Genomic DNA, 23,668 nt, shown 5'->3' on the forward strand with positions numbered 1-23,668 from the left:
TTCAGACAGGTGTCTGATAAGTTCGAGAGAGGTAACGGATTTGAGCAGAAGAACCAGATGAGCAGTCATCTTTCCGGACAGGTGCAGACCAATGTGTCCGATGATCCGCGCGCCGTGCGCACGCGCGCCACATTGAAGGAGGCCCTGATGCACTTGTTACAGCAGGGTGATTGGTCCGAAATCACTGCAAGCGCCATCTGCCGTCGAGCGGGCGTTGCGCGCTCCTCCTTTTACGAGCATTTCGACACCAAAGCTGACCTGCTGGACGAAATCTTTTCCGATATATTGGGTGACATAAAGCCTTCAACGCGGCCAAGCGAACCGTTGGCGACGCTGAACTGGCTGGTTTCGCACGTGGGCGCAGCACCGGACTTTTTTGCCGACGCAATGGCGGGCAAGCGTGGGGATGCTTTACTGCCCCGGTTTCGGGCGGCGCTTAAAGTGCGGCTCGAACTGGAGCTGTCTCTCCGCGGAGTGCAGGATGCCTCGGCAAAAGCTGCCTATATCATTGGCGGATCGATGTCCTACCTGGCGGAAGCAAAGGGCTCCAACGTGCGCGAGACGGTCCAAAAGATGGCAATGCGCTTGCTCGTATGACTGGATTGGAGTGTGACGCGGTGACTATTGCAACAGTGTTGTGCAAGCATGCGGCGCCACGTTAAACGGGGGCGTGCCTGTTGAGAAAATGTTTCCGGTTCTGACGGGTCTGATCAGTGCAGCAGCGGCCATGCATTGAAGCAAGTGCCGCGCGAGCCTCAGGCTCCGGCAGACATCGCACTCGGATCCATCCATACTTCTTCCCAGGCATGGCCTTCCGGATTAATGCGACCTCGGGCACAGCACCTGGCCCGGCCGCAACCGGGGCATGTCGACCTCAATCAGACTCAGAACTTCCGGTCCACCCGGCTGCGTGATGTCGATGGCCTTCATAGCACCTTGCCGCGTTCAAACAGAGAGCCGTCGGCGGCTGTCCGAGCGGACGCGCGTGGCAAACTACCGGCAAAGGCGTACTTCCGCGTGATTGCGCAGTTGCTAATATACTGATAGCTTTCAAGTTCTAGCGTTGATCGGTGCCCTCGTCGCACCGGTCATCTCTTTTAAGTCCGCTGTACACCATGGCGACCAAACGTTCGTAGCGCAGTTAGCGTCCGTATCCTCCAAAGGTACCATCAGAGATGAAAAGATTCATCACAGTGGCCGTCGCCTGCGTGGCATGTGCTGTCGCACAAGGCGCGCAAGCCAAAACGTCGATGAGCTGCAAGACGGTCAACAAAGCCCAAATCGCCGCGCTGTTCGATCGCTGGAACAACTCGCTGGAAACGCACGATGCGGCCAAGGTCACCGCTAATTATGCTCCTGATGCAGTGTTGCTGGCGACCGTTTCCAATCAACCGCGAACGGGTCCTGCCGCAATCAAGGATTATTTCGTCCATTTCCTCGAGCGCAATCCCCACGGCACCATCGATAGCCGCACGATCCATATTGGCTGCAACACGGCGTATGACGTCGGCACCTATACCTTCGCGCTTTCCGGAAGCACGTCAGGCACGACCGAGACCGTCAAGGCGCGCTACTCCTACATCTACGAATTGCGCAACGGAAAATGGCTCATCGTCCACCACCACTCCTCGGCGATGCCGGAGCCAGTGAAGTAGAAGCGATGTAAGTGCCATTACATTTCCATCGCAAATCGGGCGAGTGGCAGGGGGATCCTGTCATCAAAAGCTCCTCAGCACCGTGGCAATCTCCTTCCCGACGCGATCAAGTATGCGGGACAATGCCGCGTAAAAGGATTGTGCGCTTTCGTCCTTAGCCACCCTATGTCGTTCCTGCGTGCCGATCTTTGTCGCCGTCGCATCGTGACGGTGTTCTGGCATCGATCCGCGCGACATGCCGAAAACGCGCGATATCGTCGATCCCTACGAGCACATCGACCGCATCAAGGTGAAGACGCGGGATGTCCGATAAAGCTGCAGCGGTTGGGGGCAGATCACGTCGATGCCCGCAGGCGTCTGAAAGTCCGCTATTGAAATCCGAACCTCTAAGCGTCGGTCGGCTCGCGGCCCCGAGGCTGCCGGTCTGCAACGCGCCCATCTCGGCCATCCAGGACCCCGTAGCCGCTGCCTGGAAGCGGACAGCGAAGTTCAGTTCGAGGTTGTGTTAGAGCGGAAAGCCGGTTTTTCAGATCACCTCTCTTATTAGAGGCATCACGAAATAATAGGAGATCGATTTGGTTGCGGCGCGATCAAATGTCGGCCAGAGGAGGTCTCGTGGCGCATGAGAAAACGCTCCGTGGAGCCGATGATCGCGATTAACATCAGATTGATCACCAGATAGAGCACACCGGCAATAGCAAAGATCTCGAAGATGGCGAAGGTCTGGCTCATCAGCCGCTTGGCATAACCGGTTATTTCGAGCACCGTGATTGTCGAGGCAAGGCTGGTCCCCTTGACGACGAGGATTAGCTCATTGCCATAGGCTGGCAGCGCCTGGCGGATGGCGAGCGGAAACTCGATGCGCCGAAACCGCAGCATGCGCGACATGCCGCACGCCTGGGCCGCTTCGACGAGACCAACCGGAACCGACATCAGTCCGCCGCGCAGGATCTCAGATGTGTATGCAGCCGTGTTCAGCGCAAGCGCCAGAACTGCGCAGCGCGATCCGTCGCTGATCACCCACCACAAAGCCGCGCTGTCCTTTATCAGGGAAAGCTGGCCGAGCCCGTAATAGAACAGGAAAATCTGCACCAGCAGCGGCGTCCCACGAAAGACATTGGAATAATATTTGGCGAAGCCTGACAGGAAGCGGTTCGACGACAGCCGCATCAGCGCCAGTCCGAGGCCCAGATTGAAGCCGATCAGCACCGAAACGAACGTCAGTGCCGCGGTGACCAACAGGCCCTTGAGCAAGACAGGAACCGCAAGCTGGATGAGATCCATCATACTACTTTCTCGTCCTCACCCTGAGTAGGCGTTCGATGCCGTCGAACCCGGCCTGGCTGACGAGCGTAACGGCCAGATAAACCACAGCCGCGATCAGGTAGAAGATGAACGGGTGGCGGGTGGAATTTGCGCCAATGAAAGAAATGCGCATCAGCTCCTGAAGGCCGACCACCGAGACCAAAGCCGTGTCCTTGATCGTCGTCTGCCATACATTGTTGATGCCGGGCACTGCGATGCGCAGCATCTGCGGCGCGATGATGCGGCGAAATATCCGGCCACCAGACAGCCCGAGCGCGCGAGCGGCCTCGATATGCCCATCGGGGATCGCCCCCAGGGCCCCGCGCACGACCTCGGTCGAATAGGCGCCGGAGATCGCGCCAATGGCGATGACCGCGATGACGAACGCGTAGCCGCTCTCCGCGACGCCGGCATAGCCGAAGGCAGTCACAACCTTGGTCACGAATTCAACCGAACTGAAAAACAGGAGGTAGATGATCAGCAGTTCGGGCACGCCGCGCACCAGCGAGGTATAGGCATCAACGAGCAGTGAGAGCGGAAATATCCGGGCCCATTTGATCAGGCCACAGACAATGCCGATCACCAGCCCGGCGGCCATGCTGACAAGACCCACAAGGATCGTTATCGACGCGCCACGCAGGATGGCGGTCACCCAACCCGCTTCCCAAACCTGCCAGAGACCGAATTCCATCTGAGTTGACCTAGTGTCTGTCGTGCCAATGAGACGCATGCGCCGGGCTGTCCTGGCGCATGCGCGAATTCCAAGGCGTTATTTGCAGGGCCGGGAAATGTCCGTCTTGAACCATTTCTGGCTTGCCTTGCCGACCGAGCCATCCGCGATCAGCTCGCAAAGCGCCTTGTCGATCTTGGCCTTGAGTTCGGTGTTGTCCTGCGCGATGCCGACGCCGATGCCTTCACCAAGCGTCGGGTCGAAGGTGCTCTTGATCTCAACGCCGACCAGCTGGAAGTTCTTGCCATCGGGCTTGTCCAGAAAGTCCTGCAAGGCGGACTGATCCGCGAAAGCCGTGTCGATACGGCCGCTCGCCAGGTCGATCTGCATTTGGTCGAGCGTGTCATAGGTCTTCAGGTCGGCATTGGGCGCACGCTTCTCGAGGAAATGCGCGTGGGTGGTGCCAGCCTGCACGCCGACCTTCTTGGCGTCGAGCGACTTCAGCAGCGTGTCGACGTCGGTAATGGCGGCCAGATCAGAACCCTTGGCCGCGACGAACATGTTGGCTAGTTCGGCATAGCCGACGCTGAAATTGATCTCCTTCTTGCGATCGGCGGTGATCGACATGCCCGAGATGATGACGTCGAAGCGCTTGGCCTTCAGCGCCGGGATCAACCCATCGAAAGCCTGCACGACAAAATGGCACGTCACCGCAAGTTTGGTGCACAGCAACGCACCGACATCGGCATCGAAGCCGGTGACGTTGCCGTTGGCGTCGGACATGCTCCATGGCGGGTAGGCACCTTCTGTTCCGATGGACAATTCGCCTTCGGCCGCCAATGCGCTTCCCATGCTTCCCGCCAGACATGCGAGCAGCGTCAAGACTTTCAATTTCATGTCAGTTCCCCTTGTTGTTGGTCTTCATTGCCGTTGTCCGGTGCGAACCGGACGCTTCGAGAATGCGGGCTTCCCTCACAGTGTCCGCGCCAGGAATTGGCGCAGACGCTCCGAACGCGGGCTGCCGAACAGCTCCGCTGGCGCACCCTCTTCCTCCACCTTTCCCTGGTGGAGAAACAGAACTTTGTGGGAGACCTCGCGCGCGAACTGCATCTCATGCGTCACGAGGATCATGGTGTTGCCTTCCTCCGCCAGCTGACGGATCACCCGCAGCACCTCGCCGACCAACTCGGGATCGAGCGCCGATGTCGGTTCATCGAAGAGGATGACTTTGGGACGCATCGCGAGCGTGCGCGCGATCGCGGCGCGTTGCTGTTGGCCGCCTGATAACTGGCCCGGATAGTGGGCGTGCTTGTCGGCGAGCCCGACTTTCTTCAACAAGGCGTGCGCATGTTCGACGGCCTTGTCGCGAGGCTCCTTCAGCACGTGCCGGGGCGCTTCGACGATGTTCTCCACCACCGTCATGTGCGGCCACAGATTGAAGTTCTGGAAAACCATGCCGACGCGGGCACGGATGCGTTCGACCTGCGCCATATCGGCAGGCCCAAGACGGCCGTTCGACAGCGGCTTCATCTTGATGAGCTCACCGTCGATGGCGACCTTGCCGCCATCAGGCTGTTCCAGAAGATTGATGCAGCGCAGGAACGTGCTCTTGCCCGAGCCCGACGAGCCGATCATGGAAATGACTTCGCCGGCATGGGCGGTGAGGTTGACGCCCTTCAACACCAGAAGCGAGCCGAAGCTCTTGTGAAGCTCATCGATCTGCACGGCCGGCGTGGCGATGTTCGCCTCGTCGGCGGGCGCCGTATCGGCCGCCACGGCGGGAACGGCTGGCGGCATCTGTTCGCTGCTGAGGGCCTCGTCCTGGGTTACCTCGACAGTCCGTAGATCCGCCAGCGCCCGGTCGAAATAGCGCAGACTGTTGGACAGGCAGGTGCGCCGCCAGTCCGGATCATCCGGAATGAAGGCAGCGCGCAGCGTGTCCCGGATCCGCTTGCCCAGTGGCGAATCGAGTTTGCCGAACTGATACAGCCAATTGTCGGCCTGCACCGCCTCCATGACGGCGGGGCCGTCCAGCGTGCCGCATTCGACGACAAGTGGCAGCACACGCGCATTTGGCATCGCCTTGCGCACGGCGTCGGAGAGGTAGCCGGTCGCTGTCGCCGCGATGCCAGTGCCGGTCCTGGCGCCCGGGCCGGTCAGCACCGTGGCCAGCGCCGGCCCGAAGATGGATTTGCCCCAGCCAAGCCCGGCATGCTCGGAACTCGTCACCGAAAGCAGAGCCGGATAACCGTAAGGCCCTGCTCCGGTGTGCAGGTCGAAAACGATCGCCTGGCGTGCCGCGCCGGCAAAGGTCTTCAGGATTTCGTTTAATGTGCGGTTCGACCAGACTGGGCCGCCACCGCCGTAGAACATGCCGTCGGCGAACTCATACTGGCCGGCCTCGACGATCGCCGCCAGCCCGGCATGCCCAAGCCTCTTGCGCGCAACTGCGAGCTTCTCGTCGGCCGCTACCCGGTCCGGCCCTTCCCATTCGCGATAGGCCACGGCGTCGTGCAGGCCGGCATAACCGTTATTGACCGGAGTGCTCGAAGACCAGTCGATGAAGTTGCGGTTGAGGTCGACATTGTCTTCGTTGACGCGTCGAGACCACGCCGTACCCCAGGGATTGATGAGGTGGATGGCAAGGATCGCCGTGTCGTTGGGCAAGCGCCGCAGGTTGTTCTGGCCGAGCCAGGCGGTCTGGCAGGTCGAACCGAACGGACCCTCGACACCATGCGTGCCGGAGATGAGCACGGTCAGCTTGCGCGCATCGCGGCGGCCAAGCAGTGCCACATCCGTCGCCAGTGTCTCGCCATCCGGGCCGTTCAGCGGATGGACATATTCAGACAGTTCCGCGCCCGCCCGCTCAGCGGCCTCGCGAAATCCCTGACGCAGGGTGGCGAAATCAAAGGCATAGGCTGGTGCCGGCTCATCATGGCGCATGGTCGATCCCACGGGACGGCTGGCGGTTGCGGTCAATCCGTTCATTCCCTGTCGTTCCACCGTGGGGCTATTCATCGTTGTGATCGCTCGCGTTCTGAGGTGGCAATCGGCGCTCCTTGCCTGAAAGGGATGGCCTGGAGGACCGGACGAACCAGGCGTCGGAGGGAAGCACCTTGTCGGGGTTCATGATCGACCGATCGTCCAGCGCTCGTTTCACCCGTTCCATCGCGAAGAGCTTCGTCGGGTCAGCCGTCGCCAACAAGGAATGGATGCGTTTCGACCCAACACCGTGCTCGGCGGAAAAGGAACCGCCAATCTCCCTGAGTTGTTGATACAGGACGCCCTCGACAGCCTCCGCCATGTCAGACGCCAGCGGACCCTGACGATTGAGGATGATATGCAGGTTCCCATCGGCCAGATGCCCGAAGACATAGGGTGCCAGACCCGGTTCGATCGCCGCAAGACCGGGCAGGATTCTGTCTAGATAGGCAGGAATTTCCGACAACGGCACCGACACGTCGAAGGACGGCGCATGGGGATGGACGCGATAAAGCACGCTGGTGTCCTCGCGCAGCCGCCACAGGTCGTCTTCCTGCCGCCGCGAACCGGCAATGATGCCGGTGGCTTCGGGATAGCGTTCCATCACTTCCGAATAGATGCGCTCGAAATCCTCGCGCAACGCCTCTTCGCGCGCGCCGCCAAGCGACAGCAGCAGGAACAGCGGCTGATCGAGCGGCACGCTGGGTTCGGACCATTCATGCGCGGCGGCGGCCAGGCTGAAATACGAGGTCCACATCGCTTCCGCCGCGCGCAGATGCCCGGCATCCGATTCAAGCGCCAGACGAATGGTCTGCAGAGCCGCTTCAACCGACGGCAGGCCGAAAAGGGTGGTGGCGGTGGCTCGCGGCGAAGGGTCGAGCTTGACGACCACGCGGGTGACGATGCCAAGCGTGCCCTCGGCGCCGATGAAGAGATGCTTCAGATCGTAGCCGGCGGCATTCTTCACCACCCGGGTCAGATCGGAATAGACCGATCCGTCGGCCAGGACGGCCTCCAGACCAAGCACGCGGTGGCGCATGACACCGTTGCGAAAAGCCATCACGCCACCCGCATTCGTGGACACCATGCCGCCGATCGTCGCCGAGCCGCGCGCGGCAAGATCGATACCGGGCTCCAGCCGGCGCTCAAATGCGGCAGACTGCAAAGCTTCGAGGGTAACACCGGCACCGACGACCGCCACGCGTTCGACGGGATCGAGCCGCTCGATCCGGTTCATGCGTGCCAGAGAAAGAACGATCTCGCCCGGCCGCGAAACGCTGCCGCCGACCAGGCCGGTCCGCCCGCCCTGCGGCACGATGGGAATATCGTTCTGGCGGCAGATGCGCACCACCTCCGCGACATCGTCGGTCGATGAAGGCGCAACGATAATGCCGGCGCCGCAATCCATCTCGTTCGAATCAAGCTCGATCGTCCCGGCATCGTCACCAGTCCGCACATTCGACGCCCCGACGACATCGCGGATCGCGGCGACAACCGACAGCGGCACCGCTTGCTCGATGCAGTTCGTTTGGCTGGGAGATGCGAGGCCGCTCATCGCGCTGCCAATCCCTGAAGCGCTGTAATCAGCCGGTCGTTGTCAGCCGGCAAGCCAATGGTAGCGCGCAGATATTGCTCGTAGCCGGCTTCGCGCCACGCCTTGACGATGATCCCCTGCTTCAGGAGACCCGCGGCAAGGCTCGAACTGTCGCTCTTGCAGTCGAAGAAAAGGAAGTTTGTCTGCGACTGCGCAACCCCGAAGCCAAGGCCGGCAAGCGCGGCGGCGGTGCGCACGCGCTCGGTCCTGATGCGGCCCGCCGACGCCTTCCTCCAGCTTTCGTCGGCGAGTGCCGCGATGGCGGCGGTCTGCGCCGCCGCATTGACGTTGAACGGCGTCTTGGCGGCTGCGATCACTCTTGCCAGTTCGAGGCCGGAACAGACAGCATAGCCAACGCGTAGTCCCGCCAGGCCATAGGCCTTCGAAAATGTCCGCAGCACTACATGGTCGATGCCGCTGTCGCGCAGGGCCTCGATGCCGTCGGGCGCGCCGGGATCGGCGAATTCGAAATAGGCCTCGTCTAGGACAAGAAGCGTGCCGGGCCGCACGGCGGCGATCAGCCGTTGCAGGCTCGGATGGTCCAGACCCGGCCCGACCGGGTTCCAAGGCGAGGATATGAAAACGATCCGTGGCCCGGCGGTGATCGCGATCTCGAGGGCGGCAAGATCGAACCCCATTTCGGGTGTCATCGCAATCTTGATGACATCGGCACCGGCCGCCAGCGGCTCTATCTCATGCAGGCCGAAGCTCGGTACCGTGACGACTGAGGCGCCCGGCACCAGGACGGCGCGCGCGATGGCGGCGATCATCTCCTCGGAACCATTGCCAGCGACGATCAGGACGGGATCGACCGCCAGTTTTTCGCCAAGCGCCGACCGCAGTGCCGCGCAGGCCGGATCGGCATAGCGCCATGGCTCGAAGGATGAGGAGGCCAATGCGGCCATGACGGCGGGAGAACACCCCTCCGGGTTCTCGTTGCTGGCCAGCCGCGCGATGTCGTGGCGGCCACTCAGCGCCCGCGCCATCGCGATGTTCATGCCGGCATTGTAGGGCGGCAAGGCGGCGATATGCGGATTGAGCGGCAAGCTCGATGCTGGTTTGACCGACTGTTCCAAATTCCGACTTCCGTTTCCCCGCGCCCATGCGCGGCATCACGATTTTGTCAAATATCCAGGACGACTGATCCGCGCGGCTTGGAGCAGCACAGCAGCACTTCGCCTGCCCCAAGCTCGTCCAGCGGCTCTTCGAAATAGGCGACGTCGCCCGAGACCAGCCGCGACTTGCATGTGCCGCAGATCCCGGCTCGACAGCTGAATTCCGGCAACAGACCTTGATCCTCGGCAAAATCGAGCAGCGATGCCGCCGAGCCATCCCAGACAGCCGTCAGGCCCGACTTCTGGAATTCCACGGTTGTCGCTTCCCCTGCAGGCTCGATCCTTGCCGGCTGCGCCGGAACCGCGGGAATCTGCTCGGCATCAGGCTCGAGCACCGTCGCGGGGCCGAAGAATTCGTAGGCAATGCGATGCTTAGCCACGCCAAGCTCGCGCAGCACGGCGTAGATCGCCTTCATAAACGGCGGTGGACCACAAAGGTAGAAATCATAGTCATCAATCGGCAGCAGGCGCTGCAGCACGTCCCGCGAAATCATACCTTCGCTGTGGAAGCGCTGCTCGGCCTTGTCGCGCTCGGACGGGGACCGGTAGCAGTAGTGCGCGCTCAGGCCAAGCCGTGTGGCTACAAGGCCGGTAACCTCGTCGCGCAACGCATGCACGTCGCCGTTCTCGCAAGCGTGGATGAAGATGGCGCGGCGGTCCGGCATCGAAGCCAGCGCATGCAGCATCGACACCATCGGCGTCAGCCCGACACCGCCGCTGAGCAGCACGACCGGGCGGTTGCTGGCCTTGTCGAGCACGAAATCGCCGCGCGGCCCTTCGGCCTGAAGCACATCGCCCACCTCGATCCGGTCATGCAGGAAGCACGAGCTTACCCCGTCGGGCAGCCCCGGCGCGGGTGCTGCTTCACGCTTCACGCTGATCCGGTAGCGCGTGGTGTCTGGGGAACAGGAAACGCTGTAGTTGCGCAGCACATATCCCCTTTCGCCGGCTGCCTCCCGCGATGCCGGAATCCGGAACACCAGAAACTGGCCCGGCTCGAAGCCGCGCCAGTCTTGTGGGTTGACCGGCTCGATATGGAACGACGTGATGATGGCGCTTTCACGCACCTTCGCGACCACTTTCAGGTCGCGAAATCCGCTCCTTGCGATGGTGTCGCGAGCGGTGAATGCGTTCATTCGGCAGCCGCCAATTGCTGGCTCTCGCTGGCGATCAGCTTGGCCAGGTTGCGGCGAAAGCGCAGCGGCCCGACATCAATCTTGAGATCAAGATTGGGCGTGCGCTTGTTTGCCATGCCTTTGTGGACGGCATTGAGCACGGTACGGTCCTCGTCGAAGGCGCCGCGCACGGAGGTGGCGAACTGGCGCGAAACCTCCAGGTCATCGGGGGCGAAATTGCGCATCTGGAACCAATAATATTTCGTCTGGTTCTCATCGACCGGCGTCATGAAGTTATAGCTGTCCATGAGGAACACGTCCTCGTGGAGCGGCTTGCCCTCGCCGCCGGTACGGGCCGGTACGAAGATCGCCTTGATGATGGCGTTGGAGGGGTAGCGCACCTCGTAGTGCTGCTTGCGGTCGCAATTGCCGGAGAATTTGAGGAAGGGCGCATAGAAGGGCGCCGGCGCGGCATCAACAACCCAGCGCCACACGGTCACGCCGTTCGCGCCCACGGTGGTTTCGAGCGGCGCGTCCTCCATCGCCTGAACGCCGCCGAAGGAGGACTGGTGGACCCACGACACATGGGAAGGATCGAGCAGGTTGTCGGTCATGTAGAGATAATTGCAATCAAGCAACATAGACTCGCCGCGGTTGACACCCCAGGCAGGATCGCCCCAATGATCGACCTCGAAAATCAGCGCGGGGTCGGCCTTTTCGGCTTCGCCCATCCATATCCAGAGCAGGCCGTAACGTTCGGCAATCGGATAGGAACGAACGCATGCAACATGCGGTATCTTTTCCGCGCCCGGGACCCGAGTGCAGGTCCCCGTGCTGTCGAAGGTCAGCCCGTGATAGCCGCATTCGACAGTGTCGCCCTTGATGCGGCCCATGGACAGCGGCAACTTGCGGTGCGGACAGGCATCCTCGAGCGCCGCCACCACGCCATCGGTCCGGCGATAGAGGACAATATCCTCGCCAAGAATCCGGGTCGGCACCAGCCTGTCGGCGACCTCATGGTCCCATGCGGCAACGTACCAGCAGTTTCGAAGAAACATGGCGTCCTCCCGAGCTTGTGAACGCCTAAACGAATATCTTGCGGGCTCGGGACGACATAGGGCTTGCATCTGCGTTCTATTTTAGAAAAACTAAATCAAGCTGACCCCAGGATCGTTGCCCAGGTGAACAAGACGCCCCCGCTACGTGCGATACAGGCCTTCGAGGCTTTCGGCAGGCGTGGCAGCGTGACGGCGGCGGCCAACGAGCTCGGCGTCTCCGTCGGCGCGGTCAGCCAGCAGATACGCAAGGCCGAAGACGCCCTGGAGGCGAGGCTTTTGGAACGGCGCGGCAGAAGTGTCGCCCTTACCGCGCTGGGCCGCGTTTACCACGCAGCGGTTTCCGTCGGCTTCGAACACATTCGCGAGGCCCAAGATGTCATCGAACGGGCCCGCTCCGCGGACACTTTGACCATCTCCTGCCTGCCGTCGCTGGCCAGCAAATGGATCGGTCCGCAGCTCCTGGATTGGCAGCTCGACCACCCCGGCGCGACTGTGCGGCTGGTGGGCGCCGAGACAGAGCCCCGGCTGGACGCCGAACAGGTCGACTTCCGTATTTCCTACGGTACCAAATATCGTGACTTCGAGCACTACACCGAACTGTTCACCGATTGGGTGGTGCCGGCCTGCTCGCCGACGCTGCTGGCGAAACATCCAGTCGGCAAGCCCGCCGATATTCTCGATCTGCCGCTTCTCAGCATCGAATGGGCTCGCGACCACCGCTCGCCACCGACATGGGCGGAATGGGCCGAAAGCATCGGCGCGGTGCACCGCAGAACATCCGGCGAAGTAGCCTTTTCCTTGTCGAGCGCGGCGATCGATGCGGCGGCCAACGGAAGGGGTTTTGTGCTGGCGCAACTGTCAATGGCTGCCGACGATATCGCGTCGGGCAGGCTCGTCGCCCCGTTCGACAAGCGGATCAGGCTGCCGGAACCTTATTTCTTGGCTTGGGATCGGGCCATTCTGGAGAAGCCTTTTGGCCCTGAGTTGCGAGCCTGGATTGTTTCGATTTCCAAACGACTGGGCGCAACCTTAGCGGGATAGTCGAACACTGATCTGGAGACGCATATCGGGGTCTGGGCACGGATGGTTCGGCAGCCGAATCGCGCGCATCAGCGTCTTGAAGATCCAGACATTGTGGTCGGCTGACTGATATGCAGTAAACGACCGTTATACCGTCTTCGCGTCCGAACACGATGTTCGGAATCAAACGTCCGGATAACGTTATGCGCGAATGGCACAGTGACGACGGGCTACTTTGTCGAAACATCTTCGACCACGAAGCGCCTAGGTGCGCAGTCCCGTGGACTGCTTCAGTTTGCCCCAGAAATCTCGATCAAACTCCGCTTTTCGCGCTTCTTTCGCCGCTAGCGGTCGGTCGGCTCTCGGCCCCTTAGCAGACTAAAAGTCCGGCTTATCCGATCCCGACAACGCTTCGGAAACACTCCATCGCAGAACGGCTGTTGGTTGTGTCAGTTGTCGTCCAGTCGACGGGCGAGGCGCACGCCTGGTCCCCCTCCATTCTGTGAAATGAACTCGATTCCTGCGGCCTCGAAGGCGGCACGAATAGCCTGAAGCGTTTTGGATTTGAGATGATCGCCTTGTTCCAGACGGGTAATCGTTTGCGTTGCAACGCGCGCCACTTCGGCTAACTCACGTATGCCCCAGCCAAGAGCTGCTCGAGCCATCCTGCACTGGATTGGGTGTATTTCATCACGAGGTGATGATTCTTGTTGCCCGTTCACGTTCCAACCTGTAGTCTTTAACCGCACAAAAAACGGCCGGAAAAGGTGCTCGAACACCAATTCCGACCTAACCACAACCTTAGCTTCAGGGAGCTCGGATCATGGCTGATTCCGACAATATCACGCCTTTGTCATTCGTCACCCGCAGGAGGGTACTTGGTGCAACGGCGATTGCAATCTTAGGATGGGAAAGAAGTGCTTTAGCCGGAAAGGCGCCGGAAACAGTTGTACCTTCCGATCCCGCGCTGGCGATTGGGCGAGAATGGTACAACGCTCACAAACTGACCGAGCGCCTCTGCGATCAAAGTGCGCACATGGAACGCACGCTCGTGGAGGCCGTCGGCTACCCTGGCGCGACCGTCCAGTTGCCCGGTGGCGAGAATGTAACGATCCATTCCGTCGGGGCACTCCGCGAGTTGCTCGGCGCTGACCCCGACGCCGATGACGTTCGCGCCGAGGCAGAAGCCCGTTTGGCGACTCATCAAGTACGCTGGGATGCCGCCGCAAGGCGAATTGGCTATTCGTCTGTGACAGAGGCGGAAAGGAAGGCATCTGATCGAGCCGAAGAATTGCTCGAAGCCTTGGCTGCCGCACCTGCGACCTCCCTTACCGGCTTAGCGGCCAAATTGAATGCTGTGCTCCTTGAGAGCGAGGTGCGGGAAGGAGGCGCAGAGTTTCCCTGGCCGCAGATTCGCTCAGCGTTGGATGATGTCATGCGGCTGGGCCAAGCAGGCGCGCTCGCGTCGGCAGATCGAGACTGTTTTTCGTCCGCGCCCAGACCGACGGGACCCGGAAAGGGAAGGGTAGGGGTTTAGCCCTAGCCGTCCAAGGCGGCGGCGCGGAAAAGGCGGCTGAAGCGTACACATCGGCTACCTGATCCCAAGTCAGCGAACGGCGTAGCTCTTCGGGCAAGGTGAGTATAGGCTGCGACACTCCGGCTTCGGGCGCAGCATCTTCGCTGCTCAGCCCCGCGGCGATCGCCCTCCAGTATCTAATCTGTCCATCGCGCCCCGCCACAGGCGGCCGCTCTGGTGAAGGTAATGGCGCTCCTCCAGACCTTGCCGATCGCCGCTTTCGAATGCTCATCGCAACCTCCACTTCAGAGTGTTGCGACGACAGCGAGAAGAAGCTCTCCATCGCAGCGTTGTCCCAGCCGTTGCCCGACCGGCTCGTAGAACAGGTGATGCCGTGGTCGGCCATCAGTCGCTGGAACTGCTCGCTCGTATATTCGGCGGATTCACGCGTCGCTCAAGACCGAGCGGACAGCCCGCAAGGTCTACAGGACGAGAGATGATGACGCGAGGGCGGATGTGTTCGATTACATCGAGCGCTTCTATAACCCTCGGCGAAGGCACTCGACGCTGGGCTATCTGAGCCCTGTCGAGTTCGAGGAACAAGCTATGCTAGCTTAACCTCGTGTCCGAAAAACAGGCAGCAGACCAATCCAACTCGTACATCGAAAATCAACTTGATGGGCCGATTCTTGCAGTCCATAGATTTGCAATTGTCTTTGGTTGGGGCGAGGGTCAATCATGCAAACAGCAGCCGGATTGCTTGCAGCACTTGGCGACAGCATTGAGGTTCTTAAGGCCCATCTCGCAACAATGGACGAAGATAAGCTGGAAGCGCTATTGGCGGTCATGCCGTCAAAATCGATAGTCGGCAGTGCCGAGATGGTGATGCTCATTCATCTCTATCGGGAACTCCAAACCCGCCAGCCCGACAGTAACGTGCTGCCTTTTCCGGCTACCAAGCCATGGGGGTTGGAGCTAAATGGCCAACGGTAGCAAACGCCCGCCCGCAGCACCCCGATAAAAAATTCACGAAACTAAAAAGCCCCGGCGCACGGCGAGTGCACAAGGGCCTTTTTGTGGCATGTACGCGGTACCTAGCATGTCCGCTTATGAAATGTCGGCGCTGCCCAGCCGTAGAGGAAATGGCCGACACGGGTTGGCACTTTTTGGGTAGACGTGCCGGCCACTTAGGGCCCCCGCGTTGAATAGGCTATTGGCACATTAGCAATCCTGCAACTAAAGCCGAAAGGCTGCTAAGATGCCCTGCCGTAGCGGCGCTCAATTGCTTCGGCGATTCGCTCGCAAAGTAGCTCCCCCAGATCAAGTGTTAGGTGGAGATCGAGGCGATCGCCTGGTGCATTTACCACCGTAACTATGAACCGATGATCGGCATACTCGGCGCTGTCGAGAACGTCGTTGACGATGAAGGCCGTCGTGTCTGGTGCCACGGATTCGACTCCTTTGCACAACAATACATGGCATCTCGCCCCGAGTTCCAGCGGCTTATGCTTCGGTCGATCGTGCCAGATCACTTGCCGCAGATCGCGCATCTCGACTAACTGCCGCACACAGGGCGCTTATAGAAATTATAGGCATCGTGATCGGGCGGCGGCCACGCCGGGAACCAGGGATCGGGTTGCCGAGGTCTGAAAGCTTCGTCATGTCGGCTTGTCCATCAGTACAGTTTTCCGCTTCGCAGGTGAGTACGGCGTCACCATCCGCACGGTGTCCATGTTCACTGTTACAGGCACGCCAACATTCACCGTGACCAGATCACCATCGATGTGAGTAACGTCGCCGATAAGCTCGATTGGCTGACCCTTCTTCACGTTTGTAGTCCGGTCGACGATCGAGTGAGGAAATCCATAAGAGGTGATCGAGACGCTCACCCGGTCTTCGGTGACGCGCCTGCGCACAGCAGCAGCGATTGCGACCTCGTCGCCAACTTTAATGCCCTTCGCCATTCGCTGATTCTGGAGCGCAAGAACGCCCCGTCAATATAAGCGGAACATAATATATCCCAGCAGCTTGTTTCGGAATGGACGACCAGACGACGCCTGAAAAGATAGTGCCGACCCCGCCGCCACGATGGCAGAACAAAAGGGCATGTTCCCGTGGGTCGGCCCAATGGCGCAAAAGGACTGGCGCAAGCTGCGGTGTGTAAGAGAGTCCGCCGCTCCGCGCACGCCACTTCACCCTCTGAACGCCAGCGTTCCTCGTAAGGGCTCGCGACGGGCAGCGATTGCGTCGGCGCATCAATCGGCGTCGGGCGAGTTCCGCCACAGCTTCGAAAGATTGGATGCCAGAAGTTCGCGAAAGGAGAAGCGCATGGTGACGACGGTCAGCACGATGCGAACTGGTGATGCAACCAACCCCTCCGCCACCCGTTGGACGCCATGCCGTCGACCTCGATACGCAAGTTCGACTATGACCCGAACAACAGGGTTCTCTCGGTCTGGTTTGTAGCTAGCGGGAAGCATTACGAGTTCTTAGACGTACCGCTTGAGACCTTCACCGCGTTCAAATCCGCCTTTGCCAAGGGCCGCTATTTCAACGACCACGTCCGCAACCGCTACGCATTCCGGCTGGTGACATAGAGCTCCAACTCCAACGGCTCATGTTCGGGCTGATCGTGCCAAGCGACCTGGCGGAAGTCGCGCATGTCGAGTCGCTGGCCGCATACCGGGCAAATCATGAAATTGTCGCGCTCGTCAGCCGGACCGCCGCCGTGCTGCTTGCCAAGGATCGGCGGCCCAAGGTCGGATAGCTTGGTCATCTATTGCCCAGCGCTTTTGCTTCTCGTTCCAGCGTCTCCCGATCATTGCCGTACTTTTCGATGAGTTCCCTGACCTCCGGTATGGTGAGGCCAAATTTACTTGCGAAGTAGCCGACTTCATATTCCTGGCCGCCAGGCACCCGGTCGCGGAAATCACGTTTGCTCTTGTCGTCTGCCATGGGCATCGCCTCCTCTTTTCACACAACAGAAGAAGTTCGCCAAGGTTCCGCTCGCCGACTGGCGGTGTCCCCTCTAATGCACGCAGTAACGGTTGATTCAACCATTGCTGGTATAGTGTGGGATGTGGGTGGCGGCTCCGACAGTTCGGCGGGCACTGAATGCCGAAGCCGCCTGCGCAGTCCGGTTGGGGTTTGACCGCGCCGTCCTATTCTGGGACAGCGCGGTCAACGATTCGTTAAAATGTTCCGGAACTAATTAAGTGCGTGCTAATTGAATCGCGGTTCGCGAGTCAGTGCATGCGTTTGAAGTTCATCCCCCCGTTGATGCCGACCTTGGTGGAGAAGCCTCCAGAGGGCCATGATTGGATTCACGAGGTCAAGTTCGACGGCTACCGATCGCAGATGATCATCGATGACGACGGAACCAGGATCATCATTCTGGTCTTCCCTCACGTGATGGCTTTCCATCGACCGCGCTTTACAAGACGTAGGGAAAATAGGATTATTGTCCTCGGGCGGGCGACTCTCAAAAGGTGTCGCAATGGCTCACGACCGCCTCACCGACGGTTTTGTAAGGCCGCCAGGGTGTTGACTGGGATTGCAAGGTTCTTATGGGCGGAACCGTTCTCGATGCGAGGAAGACTTCGTTCCCGCCCGAACGTCGCTTCGCGCTAGTTTAAGTTTAGGTTAGACCCGGCGGAAGCCTGCACTTTCTGCGCGCTTCGTCGAGCGCCTTGGCTGCGTCCTTAACCACTTGGTGTTTCATGATCTTTGCCGCCGTATTGAGCACGCGGTCGATACAATCGTCGTCCTCGTCTGCGACGGCTACACCGATCATAGTCGCTGTGGCCAGGAGGATTGCAGCAGCTAGTTTCATAACATCCTCCTTTCGAGCGGCATCCATCAACCTAGAGCCGGGCTAATTCGTTTGGTTCACCCCGCGCCAGTTGAGCCGTTGCTTCGATTCTTATTGTTGGGCGCAAACCCTTAGCATCAGCTAACGCTCTTCAGCCAAAACTGGGGCCAACACCGGATTTCGGGCCGCCTTCTGTCGCCCAGAGACGCCGGCGGTTTCTTCGATATCACAGATATTCCGGACGTTCGAACCACAACGCATACTTGCTTGGCACGTCACGCGGAGCGTCTGTGTCTCAAAGACCAGAGTGATTTTATACGACTTGGTAACGGCCTGTTCAGCGCCAATGGCTACAGAAACTATATGACGCCGCGCACCAAGCGTATTCTGGGCAAATCAATAGTCGTGACGATAATTGCAGTCGTCGCGACCTTCGGCCTGTCGTTTACGGCCAGACTCGCATTGCAGATGCCGATCGACTGGCTGAGTTGGGTGGAATGTACGTTCATCCCCATTTTCATTGGTATGCCCGTCGCTTCCTACATCTTCAACCAGGCGGAAACGATCCAAGATACATGTGACAAGTTGGAGAAGTCGCATACGGCCCTGAAGGAGGCGCACGAGAGGCTGACCTTCGTAACGAGCCACGATCAAATGACGGGCCTCCTCAGCCGCGGTGAATTCATCGCAAGGATGGACCGAAGGCGCGACGAAGGAGAATACGACACGCTTCTCCTGATCGATCCGGATCACTTCTCCTCAGTCAATGACAAGCATGGACATTCCAAGGGTGACGAGACTTTGCTTCGGATTGCAAAGGCGCTCGTCTACACGACACGCCCCGGCGACTCCATCGGCCGCCTTGGTGGCGAAGAGTTCGGGGTCTTGCTGCGAGACGTGCGCAAAGAACGCGCGATTACAATCGCGGAGAACATTCGTCGGCATATCGAGGGGCTTCCCTGGATCAAAGGGCAACAAGACGGGGTGAGGGTGACTGTCAGCATCGGAGGTGCAGAAATCCCTCGCGATGCAGATCCTCAGGATGTCCTACGCGCTGCGGGGCGCTGCCTTTTTGAAGCGAAACAACGGGGGCGGAACCGCGTTTCGTTCGACCATCAGTCATCCTGGTCGCAAGGCTTGGCCGTTCATATCGCCGCATTGCGACCACTATAGACAGACGCGCGTCCTGCATGAGGTTCTGTTAAAAGCCATGCGGGAAGTCACCGGGAAGGAAGTCGAGTTCATCCGGTGGAACACCACAGGACCGGTTAAATCGCCTACGGCTGGATAGCGCCTACTTCCGTACGACCATTCCAGCAGATCGGCGTCAACGCCGCTTGGTTTCATTGTGTGACTTTCCGTCCCAACCAGCATACCATTTCCCTTGGTGGCTGCCGCGAAGGGACGAGCGAATATGGCCTTTACTGTCATCTGGTATGGACGACAGGGCATCGTCGCCAAGGAAATGTTCGACGCCGAGAAAACGGCAAAGGATCATGCAATTTCCATGTTTCAGACCCGGAAGGGCGACGATGGAATCGTGTCCGTTGAAATTCGCAAGGAAAACGGCACCGTCGTTTTTAGCCATGCGGAGAACTAGAAAATTGCCCGCCGACGGCGCGATGTGGGCAGGTGCAACCGCGACCGGAAGCCGACGTTCGGATAGCGTCTCGTGCCGCCCGACTCTCGCGAGCGAGGGAGCAGCAAATACCAGACCTAACCGGCGCCGTTGCCTAAGCGCCGGCTGTAAGGTTGTGCGCTCTGCTAATATATAGGCGAAGCAAAGCCAATTCGGCCGTACAGGCGGTTCTGATCCGGCCATGGTATCAGCATCAGCAAAGACCGGAGATGTTGTTGCAAGGATCGTGACAGCGCAGCAGCATCGCGCCAGTTGAGCGCGAACGCGAGCAGCGTCAGTCGTCGGCCCGGTTTTCACTCAGCCTTCAGTACCTGGTGTCTGATCAACCAGTCACGAATGATCAATCGGACAGCTTCAGGCCGCGAAACATCATGCTCGGCAACAAATTGATCGACGCCCGCGAGCATGTCCGGTTGAAGGCGGACCATGATCGGCACGCCCTTTCCAGTTGGGACTGGTCCCCGCCGTTTCCTTGATATCACGGTTTCTTGCATAAAAACCGTGATATCAGAATTCCCGTTCTTGCGGAAGCGCCAGAGCTTCATACAAACCGAATTGGAGAAGATCCCATGTCCGGGCAGCCGCCGAAGGTATGCCCGCTGCCACCCTGAATGGCCGCCTGGCCCCGCTGGGCGGGCTATCTGCCGCCGCGGCTCTTGCCGCGATGCCATGGCACAAGCCGCCGCTCACGATCCACTCCTAGACGCCATCAGCGCGTATCGTGCTGGCATGGCCGATTACAACGCCTATTCACCGGACGACACCGACGCGGCCGACGCCTACGCCGAGCAGAGCTATGCTCCGCCCTTGGCTGTGCTCGGGGAATGGGAACACCGGCAACGACCCGTGAGGGCGCTGTGGAAGCGCTTCGGCTCATTGCCGAAGAGAATTCCGCCTGTTCGTGGGCAGTGACATCGTGGGGCCGCTGCTGGCGGCTGGGCTGGCCTATTTCGAGGGACAGTCGTGAGCGCCCCGAGTGACAACCTGAACGACCTCGAAGGCGACATCACCAATCTGAAGACGCTGATGGGGTCATCTTCGCGGAAGCAGTTCAAAGCGACACAGATGCCAAAGTCCAGCAGCTTCTGTGGATAGCCCGCGATCTGGCCGAGCAATTTGACCGAAACCGCTTCGGCCTGCCACCGCAAGGTGATGAGCGAGCGCAAAGCAGTCTGATCAAATTTCCCGACTGGAATAATGGCCCGCTGCCGAGAGGTGGCAGGCTTTTGCGGACGGGAACCTTACCCAGTCGCTGGTCGTTGAGCATTTCACAGCCAAGGAGTCTGAAGATGGCCGATGACCAAAACGAAGCCGCGACGCCGAGGCCGACGCAGCGCGAAGCTCAGGAAGCCTTGGAGAAGCAGGTCGCTCAATTGAAGCGGGAAATCAACAAAATCAATCGGACGCTGGCAGAGCGCGCCGAAGAGGCCGTCGAGGAAGCCACAGGTTGGTATGAAAGCGCTGCCGATCGGGCGGGGCGCACAACTCTAGCGCTTAGGAGCGGGGCTCAATCTGTTTCCGGTGCCGTCCAGGACAATCCGGGTACGGCGTCGACTCTCTTCATTCTCGGCGCTGCGCTTGGCCTGCTACTAGGCTTCACACTCTACGCCAATGAGCCCCGTCGGGATCGTTGGTTCTATAAGTAATTGTCTGCAGCCAGAGCCTAAACAAATGTCGATCCGCCGCCAGATGTGCGGCAGGCTCCGTCACCAAATCCCGCTGCCTCACGTGGCGGGCTTTGCCAATGGATAATCACGTTTGTGTTAGCCGAAACGTTACCCGGCCAACGACCATCGCTTGGTTAACGCAGAGGCAACGCTGCCTAACTATAACTAATTGAATGTACTGGTGCCCCGAGCCGCCGACCCTCGGTTTACAAAACCGTAGGTCGTTTTACCGACGGAAGCGATCGAGGCTCTGTTTTATAGGCGCACGTCCGCGGCCATCCATCGGAGGCGTTCAACGCCCCGAGATTGCGGTCTGATACCGCCACTCGCGTCAACTACGCAGCCTTCGCCGCTTGGAGAGTGTGAAGCATTTCCGGCTTGAGGTGAGTATAGCGCCGCAACATCGTCCAATCCTTGTGCCCCGTGACCAACGCTACCTGTTCAATTGTGAACCCAGCTTCAAAAAGGCGGCTCGTTCCTTCGTGCCGCAAGTCATGAAAATGAAGGTCGTGGATGGCCAGGTCAGCGCACCCTCGACGGAAGGCGGTGCCGACTGATCTATGATTGAACGGGAAAATTCGATCGTCGTCATTGCTGCGCTTTGCCCGCTGCTCCTCAACAATGGCCCACGCGTCGTATCCCGTTGCCGCGAATAGCGGTATGCGCTGATTGTTGCCGTTCTTGTTTCGAGGGTCTTTCCGGTCACGGATGAGAAGCATCCGCGTGCGAGATTCCAAGTCGGACCAACGCACCTTGCAGATTTCCTCCTGGCGCATCGCGGTTGCGACGGCGAAACGTATGATCTCACTAACTGGTGCAATTTGACGAGGGTTTGCATCGAAGTGACCGATGAGCCTGTCGAGTTCATCCTGCGTCGGCCGCCTGTCGCGCTGATGGCCCTTCCCAACCAGGCCAAGCCTCTTCAGGGCGATACGCGCGAGATCAACCGGTTCGACTTTGACGGGCAGGCCGTGAACCGCAGCGGCATGAGCCAGAATGAGTTTTACAAAGCCGATGTCGATACCGAGAGTCATCGGTCCGGCACCTTGGGCGGCCCGGTCGCGACCAAAACGAATGAGCCGTTCGCGATCAAGGGCTGCGATATTGCACTTGCCCAGATGTCTTCGGAGCATATCGAGGGCTGCGGCCTTGGAGCGGCGAGGGGACTTGCCTACATCGCACATGTCGTCGATATGAAGGTCGATGAGTTCGCCGAAGGTTTTCAGGCGCGCTATACGGGACTTGGTCGGCGTCTCGCCGCGATCGACTTGGCGCTCGGCGTCCGTTGCCCAGCGTCGTGCGTCGTCTCGGCGCAAGAAGGTCTCGCTGACGTAGCGACCTTTGCGACGGACTTGGACACGCCAGGAACCGGACGAGAGCTTTGTATAGGTGGGCATTTTTTCGTGTGCGCTCCGTGTGCACTGAGAGATCGAAACGTGGCGAAAAGGGTCGTATTCTGGAGTAAATTCGTGTGCACTCGGCAGGTTCTAACGATTTGATGTTAAAGAAAAAATGCTGAAAAATCAAGGCTATAGACTGGCCGTGGCACCCATGATGGATTGGACGGACCGGCATTGCCGGTTCTTCCATCGCCAGTTGACGAGCCATGCGCTGCTCTACACCGAGATGGTAGTGGCCGATGCCGTCATCCATGGTGCGCGCGAGCGGCTGCTTGGCTTTGACGACGCTGAACATCCGGTCGCGCTGCAGCTCGGCGGCTCCGCTCCGCAAAAGCTTGCGGAGGCGGCGCGCATTGGCGAGGCGTTTGGCTATGACGAGATCAACCTCAATGTCGGCTGTCCATCGGACCGTGTTCAGTCGGGTACGTTCGGCGCCTGCCTGATGAAGGTACCTGACCTCGTCGCCGGCTGCGTCGCGGCGATGAAAGCGGCTGTGAAGATCCCCGTCACGGTCAAATGCCGCATCGGCGTCGACGAGCAGGATCCGGAGCCGGCCCTCGATGCGCTGGCGGATGGTGTTTTCGATGCCGGCGCCGACGCGCTGTGGGTGCATGCGCGCAAGGCGTGGCTGGAAGGTCTGAGCCCCAAGGAAAACCGCGACATCCCGCCGCTCGACTATAACAGGGTCTATCGGCTCAAGGCCAAAAAACCAAATGAATTCATTGGCATCAATGGCGGCATTCAGTCTATCGAAGAGGCGCAGGCGCATCTCGATCATGTCGACGGCGCCATGCTTGGCCGTGCCGCCTATCATACGCCCGGCATTCTGGCCGGCGTCGATGCCGCCTTCTACGGCGTCCAGCCCGAGGCGTTCGATTTCGCCGCGCTGATCGATGCCATGGCGGACTATGCGGCTCGCCATATCGAGCAGGGCGGGCGGCTTGGCCATGTCACCCGTCATATGGTCGGCCTGTTCCATGGCCTGCCCGGCTCGCGCCGTTACCGCCAGATACTGTCCACCGACGCGACCCGGCCCGGCGCCGGACCAGACGTGCTGAAGACGGCTTTCGCGGCTGTCGAGTTCAGTGGAGTGGCGGCCGAAGCGGCCTAAGTCCGGGAGC

Annotated in this window: 27 protein-coding genes and 4 pseudogenes; 13 read left to right on the forward strand and 18 right to left on the reverse strand. The window is 59.9% G+C overall.

Translation table 11 applies throughout. From position 1 onward, the window contains the following. The first annotated feature begins 57 nt into the window (after positions 1 to 57). A complete protein-coding gene (locus NKI38_RS20180; protein WP_352659939.1) occupies positions 58 to 597 on the forward strand; it encodes a TetR/AcrR family transcriptional regulator in 540 nt (179 codons plus the stop codon). Between the two features lie 578 nt (positions 598 to 1,175). Beyond that, positions 1,176 to 1,655: an SgcJ/EcaC family oxidoreductase gene (locus NKI38_RS20185; protein WP_352659940.1), complete on the forward strand. Its 480-nt coding sequence runs from the start codon at positions 1,176 to 1,178 to the stop codon at positions 1,653 to 1,655. A gap of 552 nt (positions 1,656 to 2,207) precedes the next feature. Here NKI38_RS20185 and NKI38_RS20190 read toward each other — a convergent pair. The 8 genes from NKI38_RS20190 to NKI38_RS20225 all read right to left on the reverse strand — a co-directional run bounded on the left by NKI38_RS20190 (position 2,208) and on the right by NKI38_RS20225 (position 11,494). Beyond that, positions 2,208 to 2,939, reverse strand: coding sequence for an ABC transporter permease (locus tag NKI38_RS20190; RefSeq protein ID WP_352660004.1), 732 nt, complete (start codon positions 2,937 to 2,939; stop codon positions 2,208 to 2,210). 4 nt (positions 2,940 to 2,943) lie between these two features. Next, positions 2,944 to 3,651, reverse strand: a complete 708-nt coding sequence (locus NKI38_RS20195) for an ABC transporter permease (protein WP_352659941.1) — start codon at positions 3,649 to 3,651, stop codon at positions 2,944 to 2,946. Between the two features lie 78 nt (positions 3,652 to 3,729). Then, entirely contained in the window at positions 3,730 to 4,527 is a 798-nt protein-coding gene (locus tag NKI38_RS20200) for a transporter substrate-binding domain-containing protein (protein WP_352659942.1), read from the reverse strand. Positions 4,528 to 4,602: 75 nt separating this feature from the next. Then, on the reverse strand, positions 4,603 to 6,618 hold the full coding sequence (locus tag NKI38_RS20205; protein WP_352659943.1) for a DUF2817 domain-containing protein: 2,016 nt from the start codon (positions 6,616 to 6,618) through the stop codon (positions 4,603 to 4,605). Between the two features lie 22 nt (positions 6,619 to 6,640). Then, positions 6,641 to 8,167: an FAD-binding oxidoreductase gene (locus NKI38_RS20210; RefSeq protein ID WP_352659944.1), complete on the reverse strand. Its 1,527-nt coding sequence runs from the start codon at positions 8,165 to 8,167 to the stop codon at positions 6,641 to 6,643. Next, entirely contained in the window at positions 8,164 to 9,282 is a 1,119-nt protein-coding gene (locus NKI38_RS20215; protein ID WP_352659945.1) for an aminotransferase class I/II-fold pyridoxal phosphate-dependent enzyme, read from the reverse strand. Before NKI38_RS20215 ends, NKI38_RS20210 begins: the two co-directional genes overlap by 4 nt. A gap of 47 nt (positions 9,283 to 9,329) precedes the next feature. Next, positions 9,330 to 10,400 carry a 2Fe-2S iron-sulfur cluster-binding protein gene (locus NKI38_RS20220; RefSeq protein WP_352659946.1) on the reverse strand — a complete coding sequence of 357 codons (1,071 nt, stop codon included), beginning with the start codon at positions 10,398 to 10,400 and terminating at the stop codon, positions 9,330 to 9,332. Between the two features lie 53 nt (positions 10,401 to 10,453). After that, the gene (locus NKI38_RS20225; protein WP_352659947.1) at positions 10,454 to 11,494 is read right to left on the reverse strand and encodes an aromatic ring-hydroxylating dioxygenase subunit alpha; all 1,041 of its coding nucleotides are present in this window, start codon (positions 11,492 to 11,494) and stop codon (positions 10,454 to 10,456) included. A 123-nt stretch (positions 11,495 to 11,617) separates the two neighbouring features. Here NKI38_RS20225 and NKI38_RS20230 point away from each other — a divergent pair, with 123 nt between their 5' ends. Next, on the forward strand, positions 11,618 to 12,535 hold the full coding sequence (locus tag NKI38_RS20230) for a LysR substrate-binding domain-containing protein (protein WP_352660005.1): 918 nt from the start codon (positions 11,618 to 11,620) through the stop codon (positions 12,533 to 12,535). Positions 12,536 to 12,963: 428 nt separating this feature from the next. Here NKI38_RS20230 and NKI38_RS20235 read toward each other — a convergent pair whose 3' ends face one another. Then, on the reverse strand, positions 12,964 to 13,293 hold the full coding sequence (locus NKI38_RS20235; RefSeq protein WP_502899341.1) for a helix-turn-helix domain-containing protein: 330 nt from the start codon (positions 13,291 to 13,293) through the stop codon (positions 12,964 to 12,966). Between the two features lie 44 nt (positions 13,294 to 13,337). Between NKI38_RS20235 and NKI38_RS20240 the strand changes: the two genes are divergently transcribed. Then, positions 13,338 to 14,051, forward strand: coding sequence for a hypothetical protein (locus NKI38_RS20240; protein WP_352659948.1), 714 nt, complete (start codon positions 13,338 to 13,340; stop codon positions 14,049 to 14,051). Between the two features lie 103 nt (positions 14,052 to 14,154). Here NKI38_RS20240 and NKI38_RS33535 read toward each other — a convergent pair. Then, positions 14,155 to 14,316, reverse strand: a pseudogene (locus NKI38_RS33535) (IS30 family transposase); the annotation flags it as partial. Next, positions 14,290 to 14,475, reverse strand: a pseudogene (locus NKI38_RS20245) (IS3 family transposase); the annotation flags it as partial. The pseudogenes NKI38_RS20245 and NKI38_RS33535, both read right to left, overlap by 27 nt. Before the next feature lie 2 nt (positions 14,476 to 14,477). Here NKI38_RS20245 and NKI38_RS20250 point away from each other — a divergent pair. Then, positions 14,478 to 14,648 (forward strand): annotated as a pseudogene (locus tag NKI38_RS20250) (IS3 family transposase); the annotation flags it as partial. Between the two features lie 120 nt (positions 14,649 to 14,768). Next, positions 14,769 to 15,023, forward strand: coding sequence for a hypothetical protein (locus NKI38_RS20255; protein ID WP_352659949.1), 255 nt, complete (start codon positions 14,769 to 14,771; stop codon positions 15,021 to 15,023). Positions 15,024 to 15,283: 260 nt separating this feature from the next. Here NKI38_RS20255 and NKI38_RS20260 read toward each other — a convergent pair whose 3' ends face one another. Continuing rightward, positions 15,284 to 15,478, reverse strand: coding sequence for a hypothetical protein (locus tag NKI38_RS20260; protein ID WP_352659950.1), 195 nt, complete (start codon positions 15,476 to 15,478; stop codon positions 15,284 to 15,286). Between the two features lie 210 nt (positions 15,479 to 15,688). Continuing rightward, on the reverse strand, positions 15,689 to 15,994 hold the full coding sequence (locus tag NKI38_RS20265) for a hypothetical protein (RefSeq protein ID WP_352659951.1): 306 nt from the start codon (positions 15,992 to 15,994) through the stop codon (positions 15,689 to 15,691). 432 nt (positions 15,995 to 16,426) lie between these two features. On the opposite strand from NKI38_RS20265, the gene NKI38_RS20270 reads away from it, so the two are divergent. Continuing rightward, positions 16,427 to 16,627 carry a KTSC domain-containing protein gene (locus NKI38_RS20270; protein ID WP_352659952.1) on the forward strand — a complete coding sequence of 67 codons (201 nt, stop codon included), beginning with the start codon at positions 16,427 to 16,429 and terminating at the stop codon, positions 16,625 to 16,627. On the opposite strand, the gene NKI38_RS20275 is transcribed toward NKI38_RS20270, so the two are convergent. Both NKI38_RS20275 and NKI38_RS20280 read right to left on the reverse strand, forming a co-directional pair. Beyond that, complete coding sequence (locus NKI38_RS20275) at positions 16,603 to 16,806, reverse strand: hypothetical protein (RefSeq protein WP_352659953.1); 204 nt, start codon at positions 16,804 to 16,806, stop codon at positions 16,603 to 16,605. The two genes, NKI38_RS20270 and NKI38_RS20275, sit on opposite strands and share 25 nt — an antisense overlap. After that, complete coding sequence (locus NKI38_RS20280) at positions 16,803 to 16,985, reverse strand: DUF3606 domain-containing protein (protein ID WP_352659954.1); 183 nt, start codon at positions 16,983 to 16,985, stop codon at positions 16,803 to 16,805. The genes NKI38_RS20275 and NKI38_RS20280 overlap by 4 nt, the downstream gene beginning before the upstream one ends. Before the next feature lie 297 nt (positions 16,986 to 17,282). Between NKI38_RS20280 and NKI38_RS20285 the strand changes: the two are divergent. After that, positions 17,283 to 17,417, forward strand: a pseudogene (locus NKI38_RS20285) (ATP-dependent DNA ligase); the annotation flags it as partial. A gap of 250 nt (positions 17,418 to 17,667) precedes the next feature. Here NKI38_RS20285 and NKI38_RS20290 read toward each other — a convergent pair. Then, entirely contained in the window at positions 17,668 to 17,862 is a 195-nt protein-coding gene (locus NKI38_RS20290) for a hypothetical protein (RefSeq protein ID WP_352659955.1), read from the reverse strand. A 504-nt stretch (positions 17,863 to 18,366) separates the two neighbouring features. On the opposite strand from NKI38_RS20290, the gene NKI38_RS20295 reads away from it, so the two are divergent. Together NKI38_RS20295 and NKI38_RS20300 are read left to right on the forward strand one after the other, a co-directional pair. Further along, positions 18,367 to 19,014 carry a GGDEF domain-containing protein gene (locus NKI38_RS20295; protein WP_352660008.1) on the forward strand — a complete coding sequence of 216 codons (648 nt, stop codon included), beginning with the start codon at positions 18,367 to 18,369 and terminating at the stop codon, positions 19,012 to 19,014. A gap of 241 nt (positions 19,015 to 19,255) precedes the next feature. Further along, on the forward strand, positions 19,256 to 19,441 hold the full coding sequence (locus tag NKI38_RS20300) for a hypothetical protein (RefSeq protein ID WP_352659956.1): 186 nt from the start codon (positions 19,256 to 19,258) through the stop codon (positions 19,439 to 19,441). A gap of 332 nt (positions 19,442 to 19,773) precedes the next feature. Here the strand turns inward: NKI38_RS20300 and NKI38_RS20305 are convergent, their stop codons facing one another. After that, entirely contained in the window at positions 19,774 to 19,917 is a 144-nt protein-coding gene (locus NKI38_RS20305) for a ribbon-helix-helix domain-containing protein (RefSeq protein ID WP_502899342.1), read from the reverse strand. A gap of 292 nt (positions 19,918 to 20,209) precedes the next feature. Here NKI38_RS20305 and NKI38_RS20310 point away from each other — a divergent pair, with 292 nt between their 5' ends. Together NKI38_RS20310 and NKI38_RS20315 are read left to right on the forward strand one after the other, a co-directional pair. After that, complete coding sequence (locus NKI38_RS20310; RefSeq protein ID WP_352659957.1) at positions 20,210 to 20,392, forward strand: hypothetical protein; 183 nt, start codon at positions 20,210 to 20,212, stop codon at positions 20,390 to 20,392. Positions 20,393 to 20,769: 377 nt separating this feature from the next. Then, positions 20,770 to 21,126 carry a hypothetical protein gene (locus NKI38_RS20315; RefSeq protein ID WP_352659958.1) on the forward strand — a complete coding sequence of 119 codons (357 nt, stop codon included), beginning with the start codon at positions 20,770 to 20,772 and terminating at the stop codon, positions 21,124 to 21,126. Between the two features lie 356 nt (positions 21,127 to 21,482). On the opposite strand, the gene NKI38_RS20320 is transcribed toward NKI38_RS20315, so the two are convergent. Then, complete coding sequence (locus NKI38_RS20320) at positions 21,483 to 22,544, reverse strand: site-specific integrase (RefSeq protein ID WP_352659959.1); 1,062 nt, start codon at positions 22,542 to 22,544, stop codon at positions 21,483 to 21,485. A 115-nt stretch (positions 22,545 to 22,659) separates the two neighbouring features. On the opposite strand from NKI38_RS20320, the gene dusA reads away from it, so the two are divergent. Then, complete coding sequence (gene dusA, locus NKI38_RS20325; RefSeq protein ID WP_352659960.1) at positions 22,660 to 23,658, forward strand: tRNA dihydrouridine(20/20a) synthase DusA; 999 nt, start codon at positions 22,660 to 22,662, stop codon at positions 23,656 to 23,658. Positions 23,659 to 23,668 lie beyond the last annotated feature (10 nt).

The sequence above is a fragment of the Mesorhizobium sp. M0621 genome, from assembly GCF_040320745.1.
Classification (GTDB): domain Bacteria; phylum Pseudomonadota; class Alphaproteobacteria; order Rhizobiales; family Rhizobiaceae; genus Mesorhizobium.